Raw genomic sequence first — 17,628 nt, forward strand, 5'->3', positions numbered from 1 at the left:
TGCTTGGTGACAATAGCGTTTTGGACCCACCTGACTCCATGCCGAACTCAGTAGTGAAACGAAACAGCGCCGATGATAGTGTAGCATTTGCTATGTGAAAGTAGGACATTACCAGGCTTCAAATTAAAGAAACCCGTTACAGAAACGTGACGGGTTTTTTGCTGTCTGGGATTTAGTAAATAACCAAGAGCCCATGCCGAACTCGGTAGTGAAACCAAAGCTTCGAACGATGATAGTGTAGCATTTGCTATGTGGCTCTCCACCGCTGTGGCACTACGACATTACCAGGCTTCAAATTGTAGAAAGCCCGATTCGAAAGAGTCGGGCTTTTTTACGTCTGTAGAAAAGTGAAATGCGCGCAATTAATAGACACTCACATTAACCATCCATCACGTAGGGCGAGCGAGCGTAGTGACTCCTGACGCTAAAATCACATCGAGAATATCTACAGTGTTCTTATTTCACGAGCTGGATTACCCGCTACTACGGTATTAGCCATTACATTTTTAGTAACCACAGCACCCGCACCCACAATACTATTTTCGCCTATATTAACTCCAGCAAGAATAATAGCGCCTGCGCCAATCCATACGTTATTGCCTAACGCGATAGGTGCTGCAAAGTTTTCCTTATTAAACCTTTCTGCTGGATTAGTAGCATGTGACACAGCTAAAAGCTGAACGTTCGGGCCTATTAAGCAGTCATTACCTATGGTGATTGAGTAATTGGCTAATGGCGAATCGAGAAGTGTGCAATTAACATTCATAAAAGTACGATCACCAATAACTATTTGATTGCCATAATCGCAATGAAAACCTGATTCTATAATTACCTCTTCACCGCATTGTGCGAACAGCTCTTTAATACGCTTTAAATTACCTTTGCTCGGGCTTTTATTGAATAATCGGCATATCTCGCCTGTTTGTTTTCTTTGCATTAAATATGGCTTAGTCACGCTATTAAATAATTTCATTGAGTTTGTTATTCATTTATATGCATACATTATTAAGTATTATCTCATGCTTATATATTTTACTGAAAAGTTGTTATTACCTTTTTGTATGGGCTAAAAAGGTTTTAAACAAATTTTGACTTTTATCATATTCCTTTTTAAAAAAGCTTTAATAATGTAAAATTCATGTTACAAGGAGTAAGTAATGAAATTAAATAAACTAACTAAATTATTCTGTTTAACAATTATTTTAGCCGGTTGTGGGGGAGGGGGTAATGATGCCAGCCAACCTGCTAATAATGATTCTGGTTCTTCTGGAAAAACTAAATTTGTTAAGCCTGATTATCAAAATACGCCTACCTATGACGGTGAATTATCTTTATTCGAAATAACAGCAAGTAATGTAACTCAACTAACAACTCAGTACTCATATCTAATAGATAGCCTAAATTCCATAGTATTTGGAGAGGATTATCAAAATCTATTTCTCCACGACCCAGTGCTAGATAACCAATCTGATAATTTCGGTTGTGTTACTGGCTCTGCTGACATGAAAGAGGAAGAGGCTAATCAGCACTATATAATTACTTATAACAATTGCTCTGCTGCTGGGTGGGTTTTTAATGGGCAATCTGATATTTATATCGAAAACTCTAACGCTGAATTTGTTTTAGAATATGGGGTAGTACCTAGTTTAACAATTAGTAACGAAGTGCTTGGGGTTACCTATTTAACAGAAGGTTTTGCTATTGCTAATAGTCAGGGAGTTAATAGTGACAGTAGCGCTACTGTAAATATTCAATTTAAAGGTGCTGATGAAAATTCCCTTGATATTTTATTCTCTAATGTAAGGCTTGATGCTGTTTTAGATGCAACCAATGTTGGGTATGGTATTGGTTTTAATGGCGAAGTTTATTTTAGTGATTTAGGAAAACTAACAATAAAAACTGATGAGTTTTATCCAACCAATGATATATCTCTGCCTTCAATAATAGGAGCAAAGTACACCCTAATATCACAAAATACTGCTAGTGTAGCTCTCAAAGCTAATGGCATTTCGACCATACATCTATCTAATGAATTTTTGCCACTAGAGTTTTATTTAACTGACTTAGATAATGTTTATAACAATACTGCCAACTCTATTCCTATAGCAAGTATTTCAGGCTCGAACAAAGCTCTACGACACTCTATCCTTACTCTTGATGCAACGCAGTCCAAGGACCCTGATTTTGAACCATTAGGTTATGAGTGGAAATTAATAACTTTTCCGCAGAATGCTAGTTGGCAACTTGGCACCGGTAGCAAAATTGACTTTATTGGAGACCTACCTGGCCTTTATCGTATTTCGTTAACAGTTGTAGACCCAAGTGGTGCAGAAAATACTGTGGAGCATGAGTTTAAATTAGAAAAACTGCCAGCAATTGTTTCTGACATTACTGCATATGATGAAATAGAATTAGGTGAACACTATACAGCCATTATTAACTTATCTAATGATGAGTTCGATGGTCCTTTTGAATACAAAATTGCTTATGGGCCAAGTAATATCTCGATTTCAGAACAAGGAGAGATTAATTGGTTAAGCAACGCGCCTGACTTTGGTAGTAATTTAAACGTAAATTTTGCTGTTGATATCTCAAACTCTGACAATCAAATAAGAATTAAGCACCAAATCAACCTTCAATCACTCGGTGGCGTAGATAATCGCTCAGTTGGTTATGTGAACAACTCAACATCCAGTGTAGCTTCAATTAAGCTTTCGAACCAAAAAAGGGGTGTATTACGCGGTAATGATAATTATATCTTAAGTCTCAGTGAGACAGGGTTGCTAGAATACAATAAATGGATACCTCCCTTACCTTCAAATGTTGAGCATGTAGGTGCATTTCTTAATCAGTCAGGGACGCAACTAAATTGGCTAAGTATTACTTACAACCAAGAGGCAGCTAAGCATCAAATATTTTTAACTAATGAGGGCTCAAGTAGTTTGCTGATAGATGATGTTTCGGCTGAAAATTATAACTCTATGGTATTTGATTACAACGGCGATGGTATTGAAGATATTCTTCTTTCGGCGGGGCATTCGTATGATAGCTATCTTATTAATGGAAATGATCTTTCTATCACTACGCTTATTGTTGCGCCGGACCTTTCACTTAATTATTCAAATCGCTTGATTCAAGTTTGTGATTTGAATAACGACGGCTTTAAAGAGTTAATTGATAGGGAAAGTATATTTGATGTCAAACAGAACAAATACCTGATAGGACCCTATTCTGAATATAAATTTAAGGCATTTACCAGTGGTGATAATTGTCGTGTAACTAGATATAAGGCCGCCGAACATTATAGTGAACTAATATGGTGGGAAGGTGGTGAACTGCAGGTGGGTAGTGAAAAGTTTGAGACTAATTTCAATGATGGTATTTCGATTAGCCTTGAAGTAGATAGTCCTTATAGTCATGTTTATTTTTCTAATTCAAAAGAGCTTTATTACTTTGATCAGCAGTGGCAATTGTTCTCTGTATCTATTGCTGAAAACCCCATTGGGAGAGTAATAGGTGCTGTTGATTTTGATAATGATGGAATACAGTCATTATTAGTAAGCAAAACAGATAGTTTAGAAGGAAGTTATTTATACGAAGAATATGCGATGCAAAGCTTTAGCTATGAGAATGGGCTATGGCAGCTTGAGTATTCATCAGTGGCTCAAGGTCAACTTCCTAATCTTCATATTGTTGGTGCTGTTGATGATACGGTTAGCATTTCAGATTTTGGCCGTTCGGCTAAGGTAACGCACAATAATGCACCTGTTACTTTCACTGGAGAGATGCTGTTAACGCAAGATAATGAAAATCAAACTGAGTATTCATTAACTCAAATTAACAACGAGACATTTATTGTTAAACGCAATACAGGTTCAACCAGTGTAATTTGGCAAACTAGCGTTGCAGAAGTGACTTTTTCTAATTCGTATGATTTTGCTTTTACAGAGTCCGAAACACACTTGAGCTTTAAAAGTGATATTAGATATTACACAATCGCTAAACAAACAGGAGAAGTCGTATCAAGAGCCTACTTTCCTTACTTGCCGTCTGAGGAGTTGTCAAAAATAATAATAGGTTATTACGATTTAGGTATAGCTTTTTACGAAAATCCAAGCTTATCACCCATTTCAATTGACAGTAGCAATTGGCCTGTACCTTTAGATTTCTTACAAGAAACAACAAGCCATGTAGCGCATGTACATGCTATTCAGCTAGATTCAGATCCTCAACTAGAGCTAATAATTGATTATCGTACTTTTGGTACTTTCGATGAAGAAGGTGGTTTAATAGTATTAGATACGAAAACGAAAGCATTAGAAATTTTGGACGAACAACAAATTAAGGGCTTTACAATTTACCACAAAGAGAAAATCCTCGATGAAGCTATAGGTGGCGTTTATGGCCGAAACTATCTGGCGCATTACTCTATAGAAAAAACAATTAGCCTAGTGGATAAGTTATCAAATCAAGTTATTTGGGAGAGTCCACAAATCTCGAATAATTACCACGATGTATTAATTCAAAAAGATGAGCGTGATTCTTGGAGTTTATATATTTTAGGTAGTGAGTTTTTAATATATCCTTATTTGAACTAAAAAATAATAGCGTGCTCAGTAATCTAGTTTCTAGCTCACTGAGCAAGTTAGAATGTTTCACCACATCTACATGCTGTTAAATTAAAAAGCGCACATTGCGCTTTTTTTACGCATTCACTTGCCATTTATTATGTTTCGTTTAAAATCCACTAACTTTCGAAGCGAAACTTAATTGTAATTACTTATGACCAAACGAAACACCCAGCAACGCCGCCATCTGATCCTTACTCAAGTTAATGAATTAGGTGAAGTGGCTGTCGATATTTTAGCTGAACAGTTTCAAACATCTGAAGTAACCATTCGAAAAGATTTAACCGCGCTTGAAAAAAGTGGCTTATTGCTGCGCCGTTACGGCGGTGCTATTGCTCTGCCTAAAGAAATTGTTAGCGATGAAATAGATTCAAAGCGCAAAGTAGCTATAGCTAAGGCAGCAGCAAAACTTATAAAAGATCATAACCGTATTATTATTGATAGCGGGCGTACTACGGCTGCGATGATCCCTGAGCTTGCAAATAAGCGCGGGTTAGTTGTAATGACCAATGCCATTAAAGTCGCGAGTCGTTTGCTAGCGCTCGAGAATGAGCCAACACTTTTGATGACCGGTGGAACATGGGATCCACATTCTGAATCATTTCAGGGGCAAGTTGCCGAAAACGTATTATGCTCTTACGACTTTGATCAGCTATTTATTGGCGCTGACGGCATAGATGTAAAGCGTGGTACTACTACCTTTAATGAGCTAGTTGGTTTAAGCCAAGTTATGGCAAAAGCCGCTCGTGAAGTAATTGTAATGGTTGAATCAGATAAGATTGGCCGAAAAATACCAAATTTAGAATTACCGTGGAAAATAGTAACCACATTAATAACCGACAATGGCTTAGCAGACGAAAAACGCAAAGCAATTGAGGCGTGTGGTGTAAAACTAATTTGCGCAGAGATTATTGAATAGTAACTACAAAGTGAGTTACTAGAATTAAAAAATTAATGGAGACACTATGTGTGGAATAGTTGGGGCAGTTGCAGAACGTCCAGTAAACAAAATTTTAGTTGAAGGCCTTAAACGTCTTGAATACCGTGGTTATGACTCAGCAGGCGTAGCATTGCTTGATGGCAACACACTTAATACTGTTAAAGCAGTAGGTAAAGTAGTAAACGTAGAAGCTGCACTTGAGAAAGCAGGCGTTAGCGGTCATACAGGTATTGCACACACTCGCTGGGCAACACATGGTAGCGTTACAGAAGCAAATGCACACCCACATGTATCAAACAACCAGTTAGCACTTGTGCACAACGGTATTATTGAAAACCACGCAAGCTTACGCGCATCGCTTAAAGAAGAAGGCTACGAGTTTCTATCTGAAACCGATACCGAAGTAATGGTGCACTTAATTCATAAGCTTCGTAAGCAGCACACGACTTTACTAGCATCAGTACAAGCTGCTGTTAAACAGTTTGAAGGTGCGTTTGGTACAGTTGTATTTGATAAAGCAAACGACAACGAAATCATTGTAGCGCGCTCAGGTAGCCCTCTTGTTATTGGTTTAGGCCTTGGCGAAAACTTTATAGCTTCTGATCAGTTAGCACTATTACCTGTTACTCGTAGCTTCATCTTTTTAGAAGAAGGCGATGTAGCGCGTATTACACGTGACACAGTAGAAATTTTTGATGAAAATGGCGACGCTGTAGAGCGTGAAGTGATTGAGTCAAACATTACACAAGATGCATCAGGCAAAGGCGACTACCGCCACTACATGCTAAAAGAAATCTACGAGCAACCACTTGCGGTACGTAATACCCTTGAAGGGCGTTTAAACGACGACCGCGTAGCAATTGATGCCTTTGGCGAAAGCGCTCAGCAAATATTTAAAGACGTAAAACACGTGCAAATTATTGCCTGTGGTACGTCTTACCATTCAGGTATGGTTGCACGTTATTGGCTTGAGCAATTTGCAGGCGTTAGCTGTAATGTAGAAATAGCTTCTGAATTTAGATACCGTCAGTCGTTTGTTCATGAAAATAGCTTACTTGTTACTATTTCTCAATCGGGTGAAACTGCCGATACGCTAGCTGCATTACGCCTAGCTAAAGAGCAAGGTTACATGGCCTCAATGACTATTTGTAACGTACCTGGTTCATCGCTTGTACGCGAATCAGACCTTGCCTTTATGACTAAAGCAGGCGCTGAAATAGGCGTGGCATCTACTAAAGCATTCACAACGCAGTTAGTTGGTTTGTTAATGCTTACTGCGTCTATAGCTCAAGAAAAACAGCTTGATCAAAGTGCTATTGTAAATGCTATAAAAGTACTACCTGCTAAGCTTGAAGAAACATTACTGCTTGCAGATGGCATTGCAGACCTTGCAGAAGAATTTGCCGACAAGCATCACTCACTGTTTTTAGGTCGTGGCTCACAATACCCAATCGCGATGGAAGGTGCGCTTAAACTTAAAGAGATTTCGTACATTCATGCAGAAGCCTACGCAGCGGGCGAGCTAAAACATGGCCCACTCGCACTTATTGATGCTGACATGCCAATTATTGTTGTAGCACCAAACAATGAGTTATTAGAAAAGCTTAAATCAAACGTAGAAGAAGTACGCGCACGTGGCGGCATTATTTACGTATTCGCAGATAAAGATTCACACTTTGAGTCAGACGACACAATGCGTGTAATCAACGTAAACCACACTGACGACATTATTGCGCCAATTGTTTACACGCTGCCATTACAGTTACTGTCGTACTATGTAGCGGTAATTAAAGGTACCGACGTTGACCAACCACGTAATTTAGCTAAATCGGTTACGGTTGAGTAAGGTCAATTGGTTGGTAATTACTTGTTGAAGATTAAAGGCGCTTAATGCGCCTTTTTTTGTACCTCAAAGCCTGTTAGATTAAATAACACACTATTTTCTAAAGGATTAGTAATGCGTTTATTAACCGCTGTTTTTATATGTAGTTTATTTATATTTTATTCTAGTAGCACACTTGCAGAGCCTGATTTAAAACAGCAAACCATTAGCTATACGCAACAAATACATACTATTAATTCAGCAATTTTAAACGAAGAGCGCACAGTTGTAGTCCAGCTTCCAAAGAGTTATCAAGCTAATCCAAACAAAGTTTATCCAGTTATTTATCGCCTAGATGGCGCGGGTAACATACCGCTTATAAGTGCTGTAATGGATCGACTGAAAAATAATAATCGTGCACCTGAGGTTATTATTGTCGCTATTGAAAACACCAATCGCTTAAGAGATTTATACCCCACAGTTAATAAAGAGCCACAAGGCCCGGTAGGTAAAGGCGGTGGTGCAGCAAAGTTTTTAGCATTTATTGAGCAAGAACTTATGCCTTTGATTAATAAAAGTTACCGTACGCACAATTATAATGTGATCGCAGGAGCGTCTGCGGCAGGCGTATTTTCGCTTTATACAATGCAAGTTAACCCTGAGCTTTTCCAAGCACACATTGCTTACAGCCCTGCCGTTTGGTGGAACTATGGCGCATCCGTAAAAGCGACTAAGTCGTTTATCAATAAATCAAAAGATCTGAATAACTATGTTTATATAAATATTGGCGAAGAAGCTGGCTTAATGCGTGAGCGATATAATGAGCTGCAGCAAGCTTTGCAATCTAATAGCTTGCCAAATTTACGCTTTTTCAGTGATGCATTTGATAATGTATCGCATAACTTAACATCGGCCGCTGGGGTATTTAATGCCTACCATAATTTGTTTTTACCCAAACAAATGCCAATGAGTGCTTTAAGCGATGATATAGAATCTATTGATGTTTATTATAAAAAGTTATCTCAGCAATGGGGGGAGCAAATAACACCTCCAGAGGCAGCTGTTAGGCAACTTGGTTACAACCTAGTAAATATGCAGCAATATGAGCGTGCTTTGGCAGTATTTAAGCATAATGTTAAGCATCACCCACAATCTGTTGATGCACTATGGGGGTTAGGTTATGGCTATGAATTAAAAGGTAATATACAACAAGCACTTATTAAAATAGAGGCTGCTTTAAATGTTGCAGATACCACATACCCCTATTTAAATGCCTTAAAAGAGACTAAAAGTAGATTGCAAACGCAGTTAAATAAAACTCAGTAATATAAAAGGGCAAAGCGCGGGGGGTAGCCTGCGCTTACAGTTACCTTTACAACACGCAGCTGTTATCTATGAAAACATTAAAATCACTAATACCTACTTAATAAGCGCTAAATACGCTAAAATTACAGGCTACTTTTTTAGCAATGAGCCCACAATTTTTATGACCTCAGCAACAAGCCCTAGCACTTTTTCCGAACTTGGCCTTATTCCAGAGCTATTAGCTCGTTTAACCGATTTGGAATATACCCAGCCTACGCCAATTCAAGCTAAGGCTATACCTTGTGTGCTTGCGGGCAGTGATTTAATTGCGGGGGCAAATACCGGCTCAGGTAAAACAGCTACATTTGCTTTGCCTATGCTACAAAAGCTATTTTTAGAGCTGGGCTCTAAAAAAACAGCGAGCAAAGGTAACTTTGTAACGGGGCTTATTTTGGTACCTACCCGTGAGCTTGCTACGCAAGTGGCCGATAGTGTTAAATCGTACTCTGCAAACTTTAATGGCGCGATTAAAACAGTAGCTGTGTTTGGTGGTGTATCGGTTAATACACAAATGCAGGCTCTTCGTGGCGGTGCTGATATTATAGTGGCAACACCAGGACGTTTACTCGATTTAATCTCAAGCAATGCTATTAAGCTCGATAAACTAAATACGCTTGTGCTTGATGAAGCCGACCGCATGCTAAGCCTTGGTTTTACTGAAGAGCTTGCTGAGCTTTTAGCGTTAATGCCTGCTAAAAAACAAACCATGTTGTTTTCAGCAACTTTCCCTGAGCAAGTTAAGCTATTAACGCAAGAGCTTTTAAACGACCCAGTTGAAATACAAGTACAAAACAAAGATGAAAGCACCTTAGTACAGCGTGTTTTTACCGTAAACAAAGGTGAAAAAACCACAGTTTTAGCACATTTAATTAAAACGCATAAATGGCGCCAAGCGCTGATTTTTGTGAACGCGAAAAAAGACTGTGAGCATTTAGCTAGTAAACTTGAAAAGCGCGGTGTTAATGCACAAGTTTTCCATGGCGATAAAGGCCAAAGTGAGCGTACTCGCGTAATAGAAAAATTTAAAGCGGGCGAAATCGAAGTACTTATCGCAACCGATATTGCTGCACGTGGTTTAGATATTGAGAAGCTGCCAGTGGTAATAAACTTTAACCTACCACGCAGCCCTTCTGATTATATGCACCGTATTGGCCGAAGCGGCCGTGCTGGTGAAGTTGGTTTAGCGTTATCGTTAATTGATTATGAAGATTTACATCACTTTAAAATTATCGAGAAGAAAAACAAACTACGCTTAGAGCGTGAAGAGGTTACAGGCTTTGCTGTAAACCAAGCTAACCTTGATGCTGCACAGGCGCTTAAAAATGAAAAGCCAATGGCAAAACCAGAAGGCACAGGCAAGAAAAAGAAAAAAAATAAAGCCGATGATATAGATGATGTATGGAGTGGCTGGCGCCGTAAGTAACAATAGAGCTAAATAAATAGCTGTAAAAACCCGTAATTAGTAAACCTAATTACGGGTTTTTTGTTTTGTGGCTTTAACTTAAAGCGTTAGTTTTAAATTAATGGTCGTGATCTTCATCTTCTATTTCTTGTGCAATCCCTAACCAGGTAATGCTTGTAGGTGGAAAAGTTAACTCTAGCTCACTTTCAATTTCTAAGTCTTCAAGGTGTACTTGCACAACGTGCTGAGCAATAGGGTCGGCTACATAAGCAAACTGACCATTTTGCGCCACTGTCATACTAAAGCTCATTCCTTCGGGCATTGTGGTTACGTTTGCTTGAGTAATATCAACTTGGCCTTCAAGCTCCCAATGCATTTCGCCATCATGGTCGTGTGCGCTAAATACATTTAAAAAGCCTAAGCTGTCTAATAATAAAAAGTGCTCGCCATGGGCAGAAAAAGAGTACGACACAGCACTTGCGCCATCAGCAAGTTGCCATTCTAGTTCTTCCATTTGTGCTGTTGCTGGGTTAATAGTTACAATTACGGCTTCGCCGCCACCGTGGCCAGACGCTACGCCAATAAAGGTCTCGCTATCTTCGTGGCCATAAATACTACCAATGCGTAAATCGCCAACGGCTGCAATGTTCGCTATTTTTTCAGCTTCGTATTCATCATCGTGCTGGTGGGCTAATAACACACCATCACTACAGCCAAATGCCACGTAGTCGTGGTTTTGTGCAGCACCGTGTAAATCAGGGCACGTAACTTCTAAGGTTTGTTCTAGCTCGTATTCACCATCATGAAAATGATAAACACCTACTTGGTCTGGCAGTACTTTAGCAACCGATGTGCTTTCGCTGTCATCACGGCGAAGTGTTGATAATAAATGCTCACCGCGAGGCTCTGCTACGCCGTGCATATTAATATCGTAGCTAATACTCGGTAGCGTTGCTGTTGCGCTTGTTATGTCGTTATCTGTTAATACTTCAACAGAGGCAACTGTGCCTGAGTCTGCATCACCATCATAAAAAACAGCTAATTGGCCGTCGTGTTTTATAAGGTGAGTAGGGCGACTGCCACTTGTTAACTCATAGCTACTAGCCGCTGGGCTTTGCTCGTAGTCGTGTAAATGCTCGCCATGGTCTTCACGCCATAAACCACCATCAATAAAGCCTAAGTAATCTTGTGCTCTGCTTACAATAACGGCATAACGAAAATCAGGCGATGACGACATCGTGTTTGAATCATTCGTCAGAGTAAATGTTTCAAGAAGTGAGTTGTCATCTAGGTCATAAAAACTGGCTTCGTTGCTGTTGCCTGCAAGCACAGCTAACCTGCCAAGTGAGTCTATGGTGTAGCCATCATCATGGTCGTGATCATCATCGTCATGATCGTGCTCGTCTTCTACAACAATAGGATCTTTTTCTACAATATTAGTTTGGGCATCGCCACAGGCTGTAATAAATGTAGTGCTAATAGCCAGTGCAATAAGCTTTAATTTGTATAGTTTTTTCATGTTTATTTCCCTTAATTATAATTTTTTAATGCTTAAAAATAACCGCGAATGCCTAGCGCAAAGCTACGCCCTGGACGTGGTGCTATATCTTTTACAAACGAGCTGTGCACGCGTGCTTCTGTATCTGTTAAGTTGGTGCCTCGCAGGTACACAGACATATCTTGGTTTAATACTGAAAGGTCGTAAGAGATGCTTGCATCAACCAATGTGTAACCGCCTGTGGCTGTTTCTTGTGGGGCTGTGCGGTCTTGCTTTTGATAGCGAGTAACGTGAATATGCGCACTTAGTTTATCTGTTTGGTAGCTTAGTTCGCTGCCAAAACGAAGCGGTGGAGTACGGGGTAAATCGCCGCCGTCTTTAAGGCGTGCACGCACGTAATCAGAGAATAAATCTACTTTAAATTCATCGGTTAATTGCCACGCAATTTGCGCTTCAAACCCGTGTAAAATTACGTCGCCTGTTTTAAATAAATAAACCGGCAGTTCTGATGAATGGTCGTGTTCGTCATCGCCATGGTCGTGGCCACTTTGTGCGTATAAACCAGTGTCTATTTGGTAATAATAGTTATCTACTTGGTTGTAAAAGGCATTTAGAATAAAGCCAACATCACCTTGGGTTTTACGCAGGGTTAAATCAACATTATTGGCTGTTTCTAGGTCAATTGCTTGATCAGACAAACCTAAATGGCCGTCTTCATCTAAATCAAATAGTGCGCCTACTTCGTAAGTGCCAGTACCAATATGCGGCCCAAACGATAACAATTCAGAGGCAGAAGGCGCACGTTCAGAGCGCGATACCGAAAGCCCTAAGTTATAGTTAGGTGTAAAATCCCAAACTACGCCTGCCGATAAACTGATTGGTGTAAATTCATGCTCTACATCAAATACGCGAATGGTTTCTGCGCTTTCTTCGTGGTCGTGATCATGCTCGTCGGTTTCTTCTACTTCATCGTGTGCGTGAGCGTCAATATTTGGCAGTAATACGTCGCCTGCTTTAATTGTTACACGCTCAATACGCCCACCTAACTGCACTAAAAAATCCCCAAAGTGCCTTTCTTCCATTAACGCTACAGCAAAGCTTTCGGTTTTAGATGGAGGCGTAAAAGCCTCTTCACCTTGTGCTTCAACATCGCTTTGTTTGTAATGAAAGCTAATGCCGCCATTCCACTCGCTAAATTGGTTATGTAGTAGGTCTATGCGTAATTCGTTTGTTTCGTTTTTAAATGTGGTGCCTACAGCGCCACCTTCAATTTCAGCGTGTTCGTAGTCGGTATGGCCAGCGCGCAGGTTAACTTTGTTTAGCCATTTATTATCTAGGTTGTACTCACCTAATAATTGCACTTTAGTTTGCTCTAAATCAGCAAATACCCTTTCTTCTTCGTCGCTGTGTTCTTCTCCTTCCTCGCCGTGCGTATGACCAGGAATACCGTATTGACGATTAAATTGCTCTACTGCTAAGCCAATAAAGCCGTTATCTATTAAATAGCTAGCGCCAACAGTAAAACCATCAGACTCTTCATTACTGTTTTCAACTTTGTAATCGCCACTATGGCCTTCACCGTCGCTATCTATAGCTGCGGCTACAGGTACCTCGTAGTCATCAGCTTCACGCCAAAACGCATCGGCATAAAAAGCAAATGAATCGGTACCTGTGGTGGCATTAAACGAGGCCACTTTTTGGTTATCAACAGAGTTATGTTCTACGTTCCACTCGCCGCGTGTTGTACTGTCGGTTGGTACGCGGTTATCTACCACATTTACTACGCCACCAATTGCGCCACTGCCATAAAACAGTGTTGCTGGGCCGCGTAAAACTTCAATTTGTTGTGCGGTAGACGCCTCCGAAGCAACAGAGTGATCGGGGCCAACGCGAGATACATCACTGACATCAAGGCCATTTTGAGTAATGAGTACACGCGGGCCGCTTAAGCCACGAATAATAGGTGTGCTGGCTACTTTTCCGTGAAAATTTGTATTAACGCCTGGGAGTTTTTCAAGGCTATCGCCAAGGGTTGCGGCTTGTTGGCGCCTTAGTTGTTCGCCAGATAAAACACTAACAGGCGACGCAGATTCCATTGCCGACATATGAATAGGGGTTGCTTCAATATCAATAACTTCAATAGGCGAGCGCTTTAAATTAAAAGTAACCGATTGGTTTTCATCATTCGTTATTGTTATATCGCGATGAAGGTGAGCATAACCAGGGGCTACAACATGTAGCTCTTTTAAGCCATTGTTTAGCTCTGCTATTACAAATTTACCGTTTTCATCGGTGGTTACTTTAAGGTCTGAGCCTTCAACTTCTACTGTTGCATTGGTAACTACTTTACCTTTGTTGTTTAAAACAACGCCCTCTATTGTGGATGCAAGCACACTTGCAGGTAATAAAGCTGCTATGAGAACAGCTAATTGTGATCTACGTTTCATTTGACTACCTTGGTGGATGTTATATTATATCAATTATGTGGGAAATGTTATAATGTATCAATAGTAATTAACTGATGTTATTAAAATGTCTCTTTAAAAGTAACGTTTTTGAGTGGAGACACTGATTTAGTCGAGGAAATAATGAAGTTGAGTCAAAGTGTTATGGATCGTATGGCAATTGGGTTATCGGTAATGTGCACAGTACATTGTTTTGCAACCCCGGTTATTTTAGCGTTATTACCAAGCTTTGCCGTATTGCAAATAGATAGTGAACAGTTTCATTTATGGATTCTTGCGGCGGTATTGCCAACAAGTTTATTGGCATTAAGCTTAGGCTGTAAAAAGCATAAGCGTTTACGTTATATGGCCTGCGGCGTTATTGGGTTAGCCTTTATGATATGTGCGGTATTGCTAGGGCATGAGGTTGCCGAAAAAGCGTTTACTTTAATTGGGTCGGCGTTTATTGCTGTAGCTCATTGGTTTAATTACCAACAATGCCTTAAACAAAATGACGATAACTGCCCGTGTTCAAGCGCTGAAACTGATCAGGCAGCTTAGCGTTATCAGTGCTACAAACAGCTAACATGTAGCACTGCCTTTTAATATTTAACTTTTTTTTTAATAGCCTAAAGCTAAAAGTGAGTTAAAGTAGTCATTCAATATCGATTATTACGCTTGGCTTAGGTTAATTAATATAAATGAATACTGCTTTAAAATACTTGCTGTTACTCTGCGCTTTAATGTGTTTTAAATTAAGCGCAAATACCCCGTACCAAATCCCTAGAAGTAGTGTTATTGAGTTAACTGAGCCTGCTACTAAACGGGTATATCCTGTTTTTATTCAGCTCCCTAAGTCATATAAAAAGCATCCTGAAAAAATATATCCAGTTATTTATTTAACCGATGCACCGTATACGTTTCCTATTGTGGCGGGTGCTACACGGTTTCCTATGAATAGCGGCAATATGCAGGAGGCTATTATTGTGGCCATTAGCTACGAAAAAGAATCTAGAGGGTCTAATAGTCGAATTAGAGACTACACCCCAAATAAGGCTCAAAGCTGGAAAAAGCAAACCGGTAACGCTCAAAATCATGCGCTGTTTTTAAAAAATACTGTGCTGCCATTTATACAAAGTAACTACCGAGCAAGTAGCACACAAAAAACCTATATAGGTAATTCTTTAGGCGGGTTATTTGGTGCCACTATTTTATTTACGATGCCCGATTTATTTAACAATTATATTATTGGCAGCCCATCGGTTTGGTTTAACAGCAATGCAGTATTAGCGCTACAAGCACATAAGCCTAAAGTGCCTATAAAGGTTTATATATCGGTAGGGGCAAAGGAAACGCTAAGCTTTGGTGAAGGGCAAAATATGGTGGAAGGGGCAAAGCAATTAACGCAAAAAATTAATGCACTTAGCAGTGACAATATTGAACTAAAAAGCGTTGTTATTGAAGGGTCGAGCCATGCAACCGCATTTCCTACTACAGCAATACAAGGGCTTGATTGGGTGTTGGGAATGACACCAATCGACTTAAATATTTAATCATTCTAGCGTGCTAAATAGAGCGCTAACAAGGCATAAATTTCTCATGTAGAACAGCTACATGTCGATATTTATGCCTTGTTATCACGCTATTTATCTGTCGCTATAAATGCCTAATAACTTAACACGATTGGTGTAGCCAATAAGCCCTAAAAAGCACTAAAAGCTTAGGCGCTTTCAAGTTTCTTTTTCCAGTTTACCAGCACTTCAATAAACTCAGGGCCTATACCACAGCAGCCACCAATAATGCTTGCGCCCTGGCTGTGCCATTTTTTAGCAAAGTCTAGATATTCTGAAGGTGAAATATCGCGATACGCTTGTGAGCCTTCGTTGGCTTTGTAATCGCGTGCTATAGGTGTAAAGCCATTAGCAAACGCCCCTAAAACAACACTTTTATTTTGCTTGGCTAATACTGCGTTGGTATCGCTAAAGGCTTGATCTATAACTTCAGGTATTGAGCAGTTAAAGAAAATACCAGCAACATTTTGTTGAAGCAAAGCCGTTACTGCGTCACTTACCAGCTCACCAGAGCGAAGTGTCGCTTGCTCGCTTATCACATCAGTTAAAGTAAATGCGTAATAACATGGCTTGTTTGAGCCTTTAAGGACGCTTGCCATAACGTGCGCTTCTTCAATACTCGATATAGTTTCGCCAATCCATAAATTTACGTGCTCGTCTTGCGCTTTGTATAGTGTATCTAAAATAGTAAATGCGCGTTCGCTTTCAAATAGTTCAGGGCGGTAAGAGCCAAATGCTGGTGGTAATGAACCTGCTACTAATACATTTTGTTTAGCATTTTGAGCTACTTCTTTTGCAATAACGGCAGCTTGCTGTGCAAGGGCTGCGCCTTGAGCTTGATATAGCTCTTCACCTAAATGAAAGGGCACACAGGCGTAGCTGTTAGCTGTAATTATTTCAGCACCGGCATCTATAAAACCTTGGTGTGCTTGGGTTACAAAATGCGGGGCTTCTATTAGTGCTTGTGCGCTCCAAAGTGGCTGTGAGAACGGTGCGCCAATGCGCTTAAGTTCACGTCCCATGCCGCCATCTAAAATAGTTACTTTATTCATTGTGGGTTTCTGTATATCTAAACTATATGGCGTTATTCAAACATACTTTTTAAATAATTATAATGAAACTTCATCAGGTTGAGCATGAATAAAGCTAAACCTATTAAATGAGTTATAAAAATGCACAAAAAAAGCGACTACCTAATAAGGTGTCGCTTTTTAGTAAGTATGATTAGCTTACTTATAAAAGGCTTCAACAGTGCCTTTTCTTGTAAGTAAAAGTGGTTGTCCGCGACGATCAAGCCCTTTTGGAGATGCAAACTTTATCCAACCTTCGCTGATGCAGTATTCTTCAACATCAAAACGCTCTTTGCCGTTGAACGTGATACCAATATCGTGTTCAAAAACTTCTTCCACATGATGTGGGCTACGTGGATTAATAGAAAGGCGATCTGGTAAAGCAGGTTTTGCGGTAGTGTCGTTCATGGTCATATTCTATATTGAATGAAGTATGCGCTATTGTAGGCAATACAAAGCTTTCGCTCAAGAGAGATAGTAGTAAATGTGTTTAAAAATGCACTAATTAATGAGTTGCGGATACAAATAAGATGGCGCTTGGAAAATATGTATAGAAGGGGATTTTGACGATATTTGACTAAAAATTATATAGATAAGTATATTAATGGGCTATTGCTAACCCATTAAATTGTGTAGCAGTTAGATGCTAACAATGTTCTCGGCTTGTGGGCCTTTTTGACCTTGAGTAACAGTAAACTGTACACGTTGGCCTTCAGCTAAAGTTTTAAAACCGTCGCCAGAGATCGCGCTGAAATGTGCGAACACGTCTGCGCCAGATTCTTGCTCGATAAAACCAAAACCTTTTGCTTCGTTAAACCATTTTACTGAACCAGTAGTTGTATTAGACATAATATGTATCCTAAAAAATTAATATAAGTGTGCCTGAAA

The 17,628-nt window shown here is 39.7% G+C and carries 13 protein-coding genes and 1 rRNA gene; 8 read left to right on the forward strand and 6 right to left on the reverse strand.

The window, feature by feature from the left end:
• The first annotated feature begins 2 nt into the window (after nt 1-2).
• Nucleotides 3-117 (forward strand): 5S ribosomal RNA (rrf, locus tag H5160_RS13875).
• Nucleotides 118-445: 328 nt separating this feature from the next.
• Here rrf and H5160_RS13880 read toward each other — a convergent pair.
• Nucleotides 446-973, reverse strand: coding sequence for a sugar O-acetyltransferase (locus H5160_RS13880; RefSeq protein WP_182737773.1), 528 nt, complete (start codon nt 971-973; stop codon nt 446-448).
• A 184-nt stretch (nt 974-1,157) separates the two neighbouring features.
• Between H5160_RS13880 and H5160_RS13885 the strand changes: the two genes are divergently transcribed.
• From H5160_RS13885 to H5160_RS13905, 5 genes are all read left to right on the forward strand, one after another.
• The gene (locus H5160_RS13885; protein WP_182737774.1) at nt 1,158-4,598 is read left to right on the forward strand and encodes a VCBS repeat-containing protein; all 3,441 of its coding nucleotides are present in this window, start codon (nt 1,158-1,160) and stop codon (nt 4,596-4,598) included.
• A 184-nt stretch (nt 4,599-4,782) separates the two neighbouring features.
• Nucleotides 4,783-5,547, forward strand: coding sequence for a DeoR/GlpR family DNA-binding transcription regulator (locus tag H5160_RS13890; protein ID WP_182720403.1), 765 nt, complete (start codon nt 4,783-4,785; stop codon nt 5,545-5,547).
• Between the two features lie 46 nt (nt 5,548-5,593).
• Nucleotides 5,594-7,414, forward strand: coding sequence for a glutamine--fructose-6-phosphate transaminase (isomerizing) (gene glmS, locus H5160_RS13895; RefSeq protein ID WP_182716909.1), 1,821 nt, complete (start codon nt 5,594-5,596; stop codon nt 7,412-7,414).
• Between the two features lie 111 nt (nt 7,415-7,525).
• Entirely contained in the window at nt 7,526-8,716 is a 1,191-nt protein-coding gene (locus H5160_RS13900) for an alpha/beta hydrolase-fold protein (RefSeq protein ID WP_182737775.1), read from the forward strand.
• Nucleotides 8,717-8,876: 160 nt separating this feature from the next.
• The gene (locus tag H5160_RS13905) at nt 8,877-10,178 is read left to right on the forward strand and encodes a DEAD/DEAH box helicase (RefSeq protein ID WP_182737777.1); all 1,302 of its coding nucleotides are present in this window, start codon (nt 8,877-8,879) and stop codon (nt 10,176-10,178) included.
• A gap of 97 nt (nt 10,179-10,275) precedes the next feature.
• Here the strand turns inward: H5160_RS13905 and H5160_RS13910 are convergent, their stop codons facing one another.
• On the reverse strand, nt 10,276-11,676 hold the full coding sequence (locus H5160_RS13910; RefSeq protein ID WP_182737778.1) for a 5-methyltetrahydrofolate--homocysteine methyltransferase: 1,401 nt from the start codon (nt 11,674-11,676) through the stop codon (nt 10,276-10,278).
• A 32-nt stretch (nt 11,677-11,708) separates the two neighbouring features.
• Nucleotides 11,709-14,102 (reverse strand): TonB-dependent receptor, encoded by a 2,394-nt coding sequence (locus tag H5160_RS13915; protein WP_182737779.1) that lies wholly within the window; start codon nt 14,100-14,102, stop codon nt 11,709-11,711.
• 141 nt (nt 14,103-14,243) lie between these two features.
• Here H5160_RS13915 and H5160_RS13920 point away from each other — a divergent pair, with 141 nt between their 5' ends.
• Together H5160_RS13920 and H5160_RS13925 are read left to right on the forward strand one after the other, a co-directional pair.
• Nucleotides 14,244-14,660, forward strand: a complete 417-nt coding sequence (locus H5160_RS13920) for a MerC domain-containing protein (RefSeq protein ID WP_182737780.1) — start codon at nt 14,244-14,246, stop codon at nt 14,658-14,660.
• Between the two features lie 140 nt (nt 14,661-14,800).
• A complete protein-coding gene (locus tag H5160_RS13925) occupies nt 14,801-15,652 on the forward strand; it encodes an alpha/beta hydrolase (protein WP_182737781.1) in 852 nt (283 codons plus the stop codon).
• A gap of 167 nt (nt 15,653-15,819) precedes the next feature.
• Here the strand turns inward: H5160_RS13925 and H5160_RS13930 are convergent, their stop codons facing one another.
• From H5160_RS13930 to H5160_RS13940, 3 genes are all read right to left on the reverse strand, one after another.
• Entirely contained in the window at nt 15,820-16,722 is a 903-nt protein-coding gene (locus H5160_RS13930) for a homocysteine S-methyltransferase family protein (RefSeq protein ID WP_182724840.1), read from the reverse strand.
• Nucleotides 16,723-16,899: 177 nt separating this feature from the next.
• Entirely contained in the window at nt 16,900-17,148 is a 249-nt protein-coding gene (locus H5160_RS13935) for a DUF3297 family protein (RefSeq protein WP_002963088.1), read from the reverse strand.
• A 231-nt stretch (nt 17,149-17,379) separates the two neighbouring features.
• Nucleotides 17,380-17,589: a cold-shock protein gene (locus tag H5160_RS13940; RefSeq protein ID WP_007580429.1), complete on the reverse strand. Its 210-nt coding sequence runs from the start codon at nt 17,587-17,589 to the stop codon at nt 17,380-17,382.
• Nucleotides 17,590-17,628 lie beyond the last annotated feature (39 nt).

The organism is Pseudoalteromonas sp. SG43-4 (assembly GCF_014164325.1).
Taxonomy (GTDB): domain Bacteria; phylum Pseudomonadota; class Gammaproteobacteria; order Enterobacterales; family Alteromonadaceae; genus Pseudoalteromonas; species Pseudoalteromonas distincta.

Excerpts from the sequence above, each read along its gene's own strand:
- H5160_RS13925 (WP_182737781.1), top strand. The coding sequence starts at position 14,801 with ATGAATACTGCTTTAAAATACTTGCTGTTACTCTGCGCTTTAATGTGT.
- H5160_RS13885 (WP_182737774.1), top strand. The coding sequence starts at position 1,158 with ATGAAATTAAATAAACTAACTAAATTATTCTGTTTAACAATTATTTTA.
- H5160_RS13890 (WP_182720403.1), top strand. The coding sequence starts at position 4,783 with ATGACCAAACGAAACACCCAGCAACGCCGCCATCTGATCCTTACTCAA.
- H5160_RS13880 (WP_182737773.1), bottom strand. The coding sequence starts at position 973 with ATGAAATTATTTAATAGCGTGACTAAGCCATATTTAATGCAAAGAAAA.
- H5160_RS13905 (WP_182737777.1), top strand. The coding sequence starts at position 8,877 with ATGACCTCAGCAACAAGCCCTAGCACTTTTTCCGAACTTGGCCTTATT.
- H5160_RS13920 (WP_182737780.1), top strand. The coding sequence starts at position 14,244 with ATGAAGTTGAGTCAAAGTGTTATGGATCGTATGGCAATTGGGTTATCG.
- H5160_RS13915 (WP_182737779.1), bottom strand. The coding sequence starts at position 14,102 with ATGAAACGTAGATCACAATTAGCTGTTCTCATAGCAGCTTTATTACCT.
- H5160_RS13940 (WP_007580429.1), bottom strand. The coding sequence starts at position 17,589 with ATGTCTAATACAACTACTGGTTCAGTAAAATGGTTTAACGAAGCAAAA.
- glmS (WP_182716909.1), top strand. The coding sequence starts at position 5,594 with ATGTGTGGAATAGTTGGGGCAGTTGCAGAACGTCCAGTAAACAAAATT.
- H5160_RS13900 (WP_182737775.1), top strand. The coding sequence starts at position 7,526 with ATGCGTTTATTAACCGCTGTTTTTATATGTAGTTTATTTATATTTTAT.
- H5160_RS13935 (WP_002963088.1), bottom strand. The coding sequence starts at position 17,148 with ATGAACGACACTACCGCAAAACCTGCTTTACCAGATCGCCTTTCTATT.
- H5160_RS13930 (WP_182724840.1), bottom strand. The coding sequence starts at position 16,722 with ATGAATAAAGTAACTATTTTAGATGGCGGCATGGGACGTGAACTTAAG.
- H5160_RS13910 (WP_182737778.1), bottom strand. The coding sequence starts at position 11,676 with ATGAAAAAACTATACAAATTAAAGCTTATTGCACTGGCTATTAGCACT.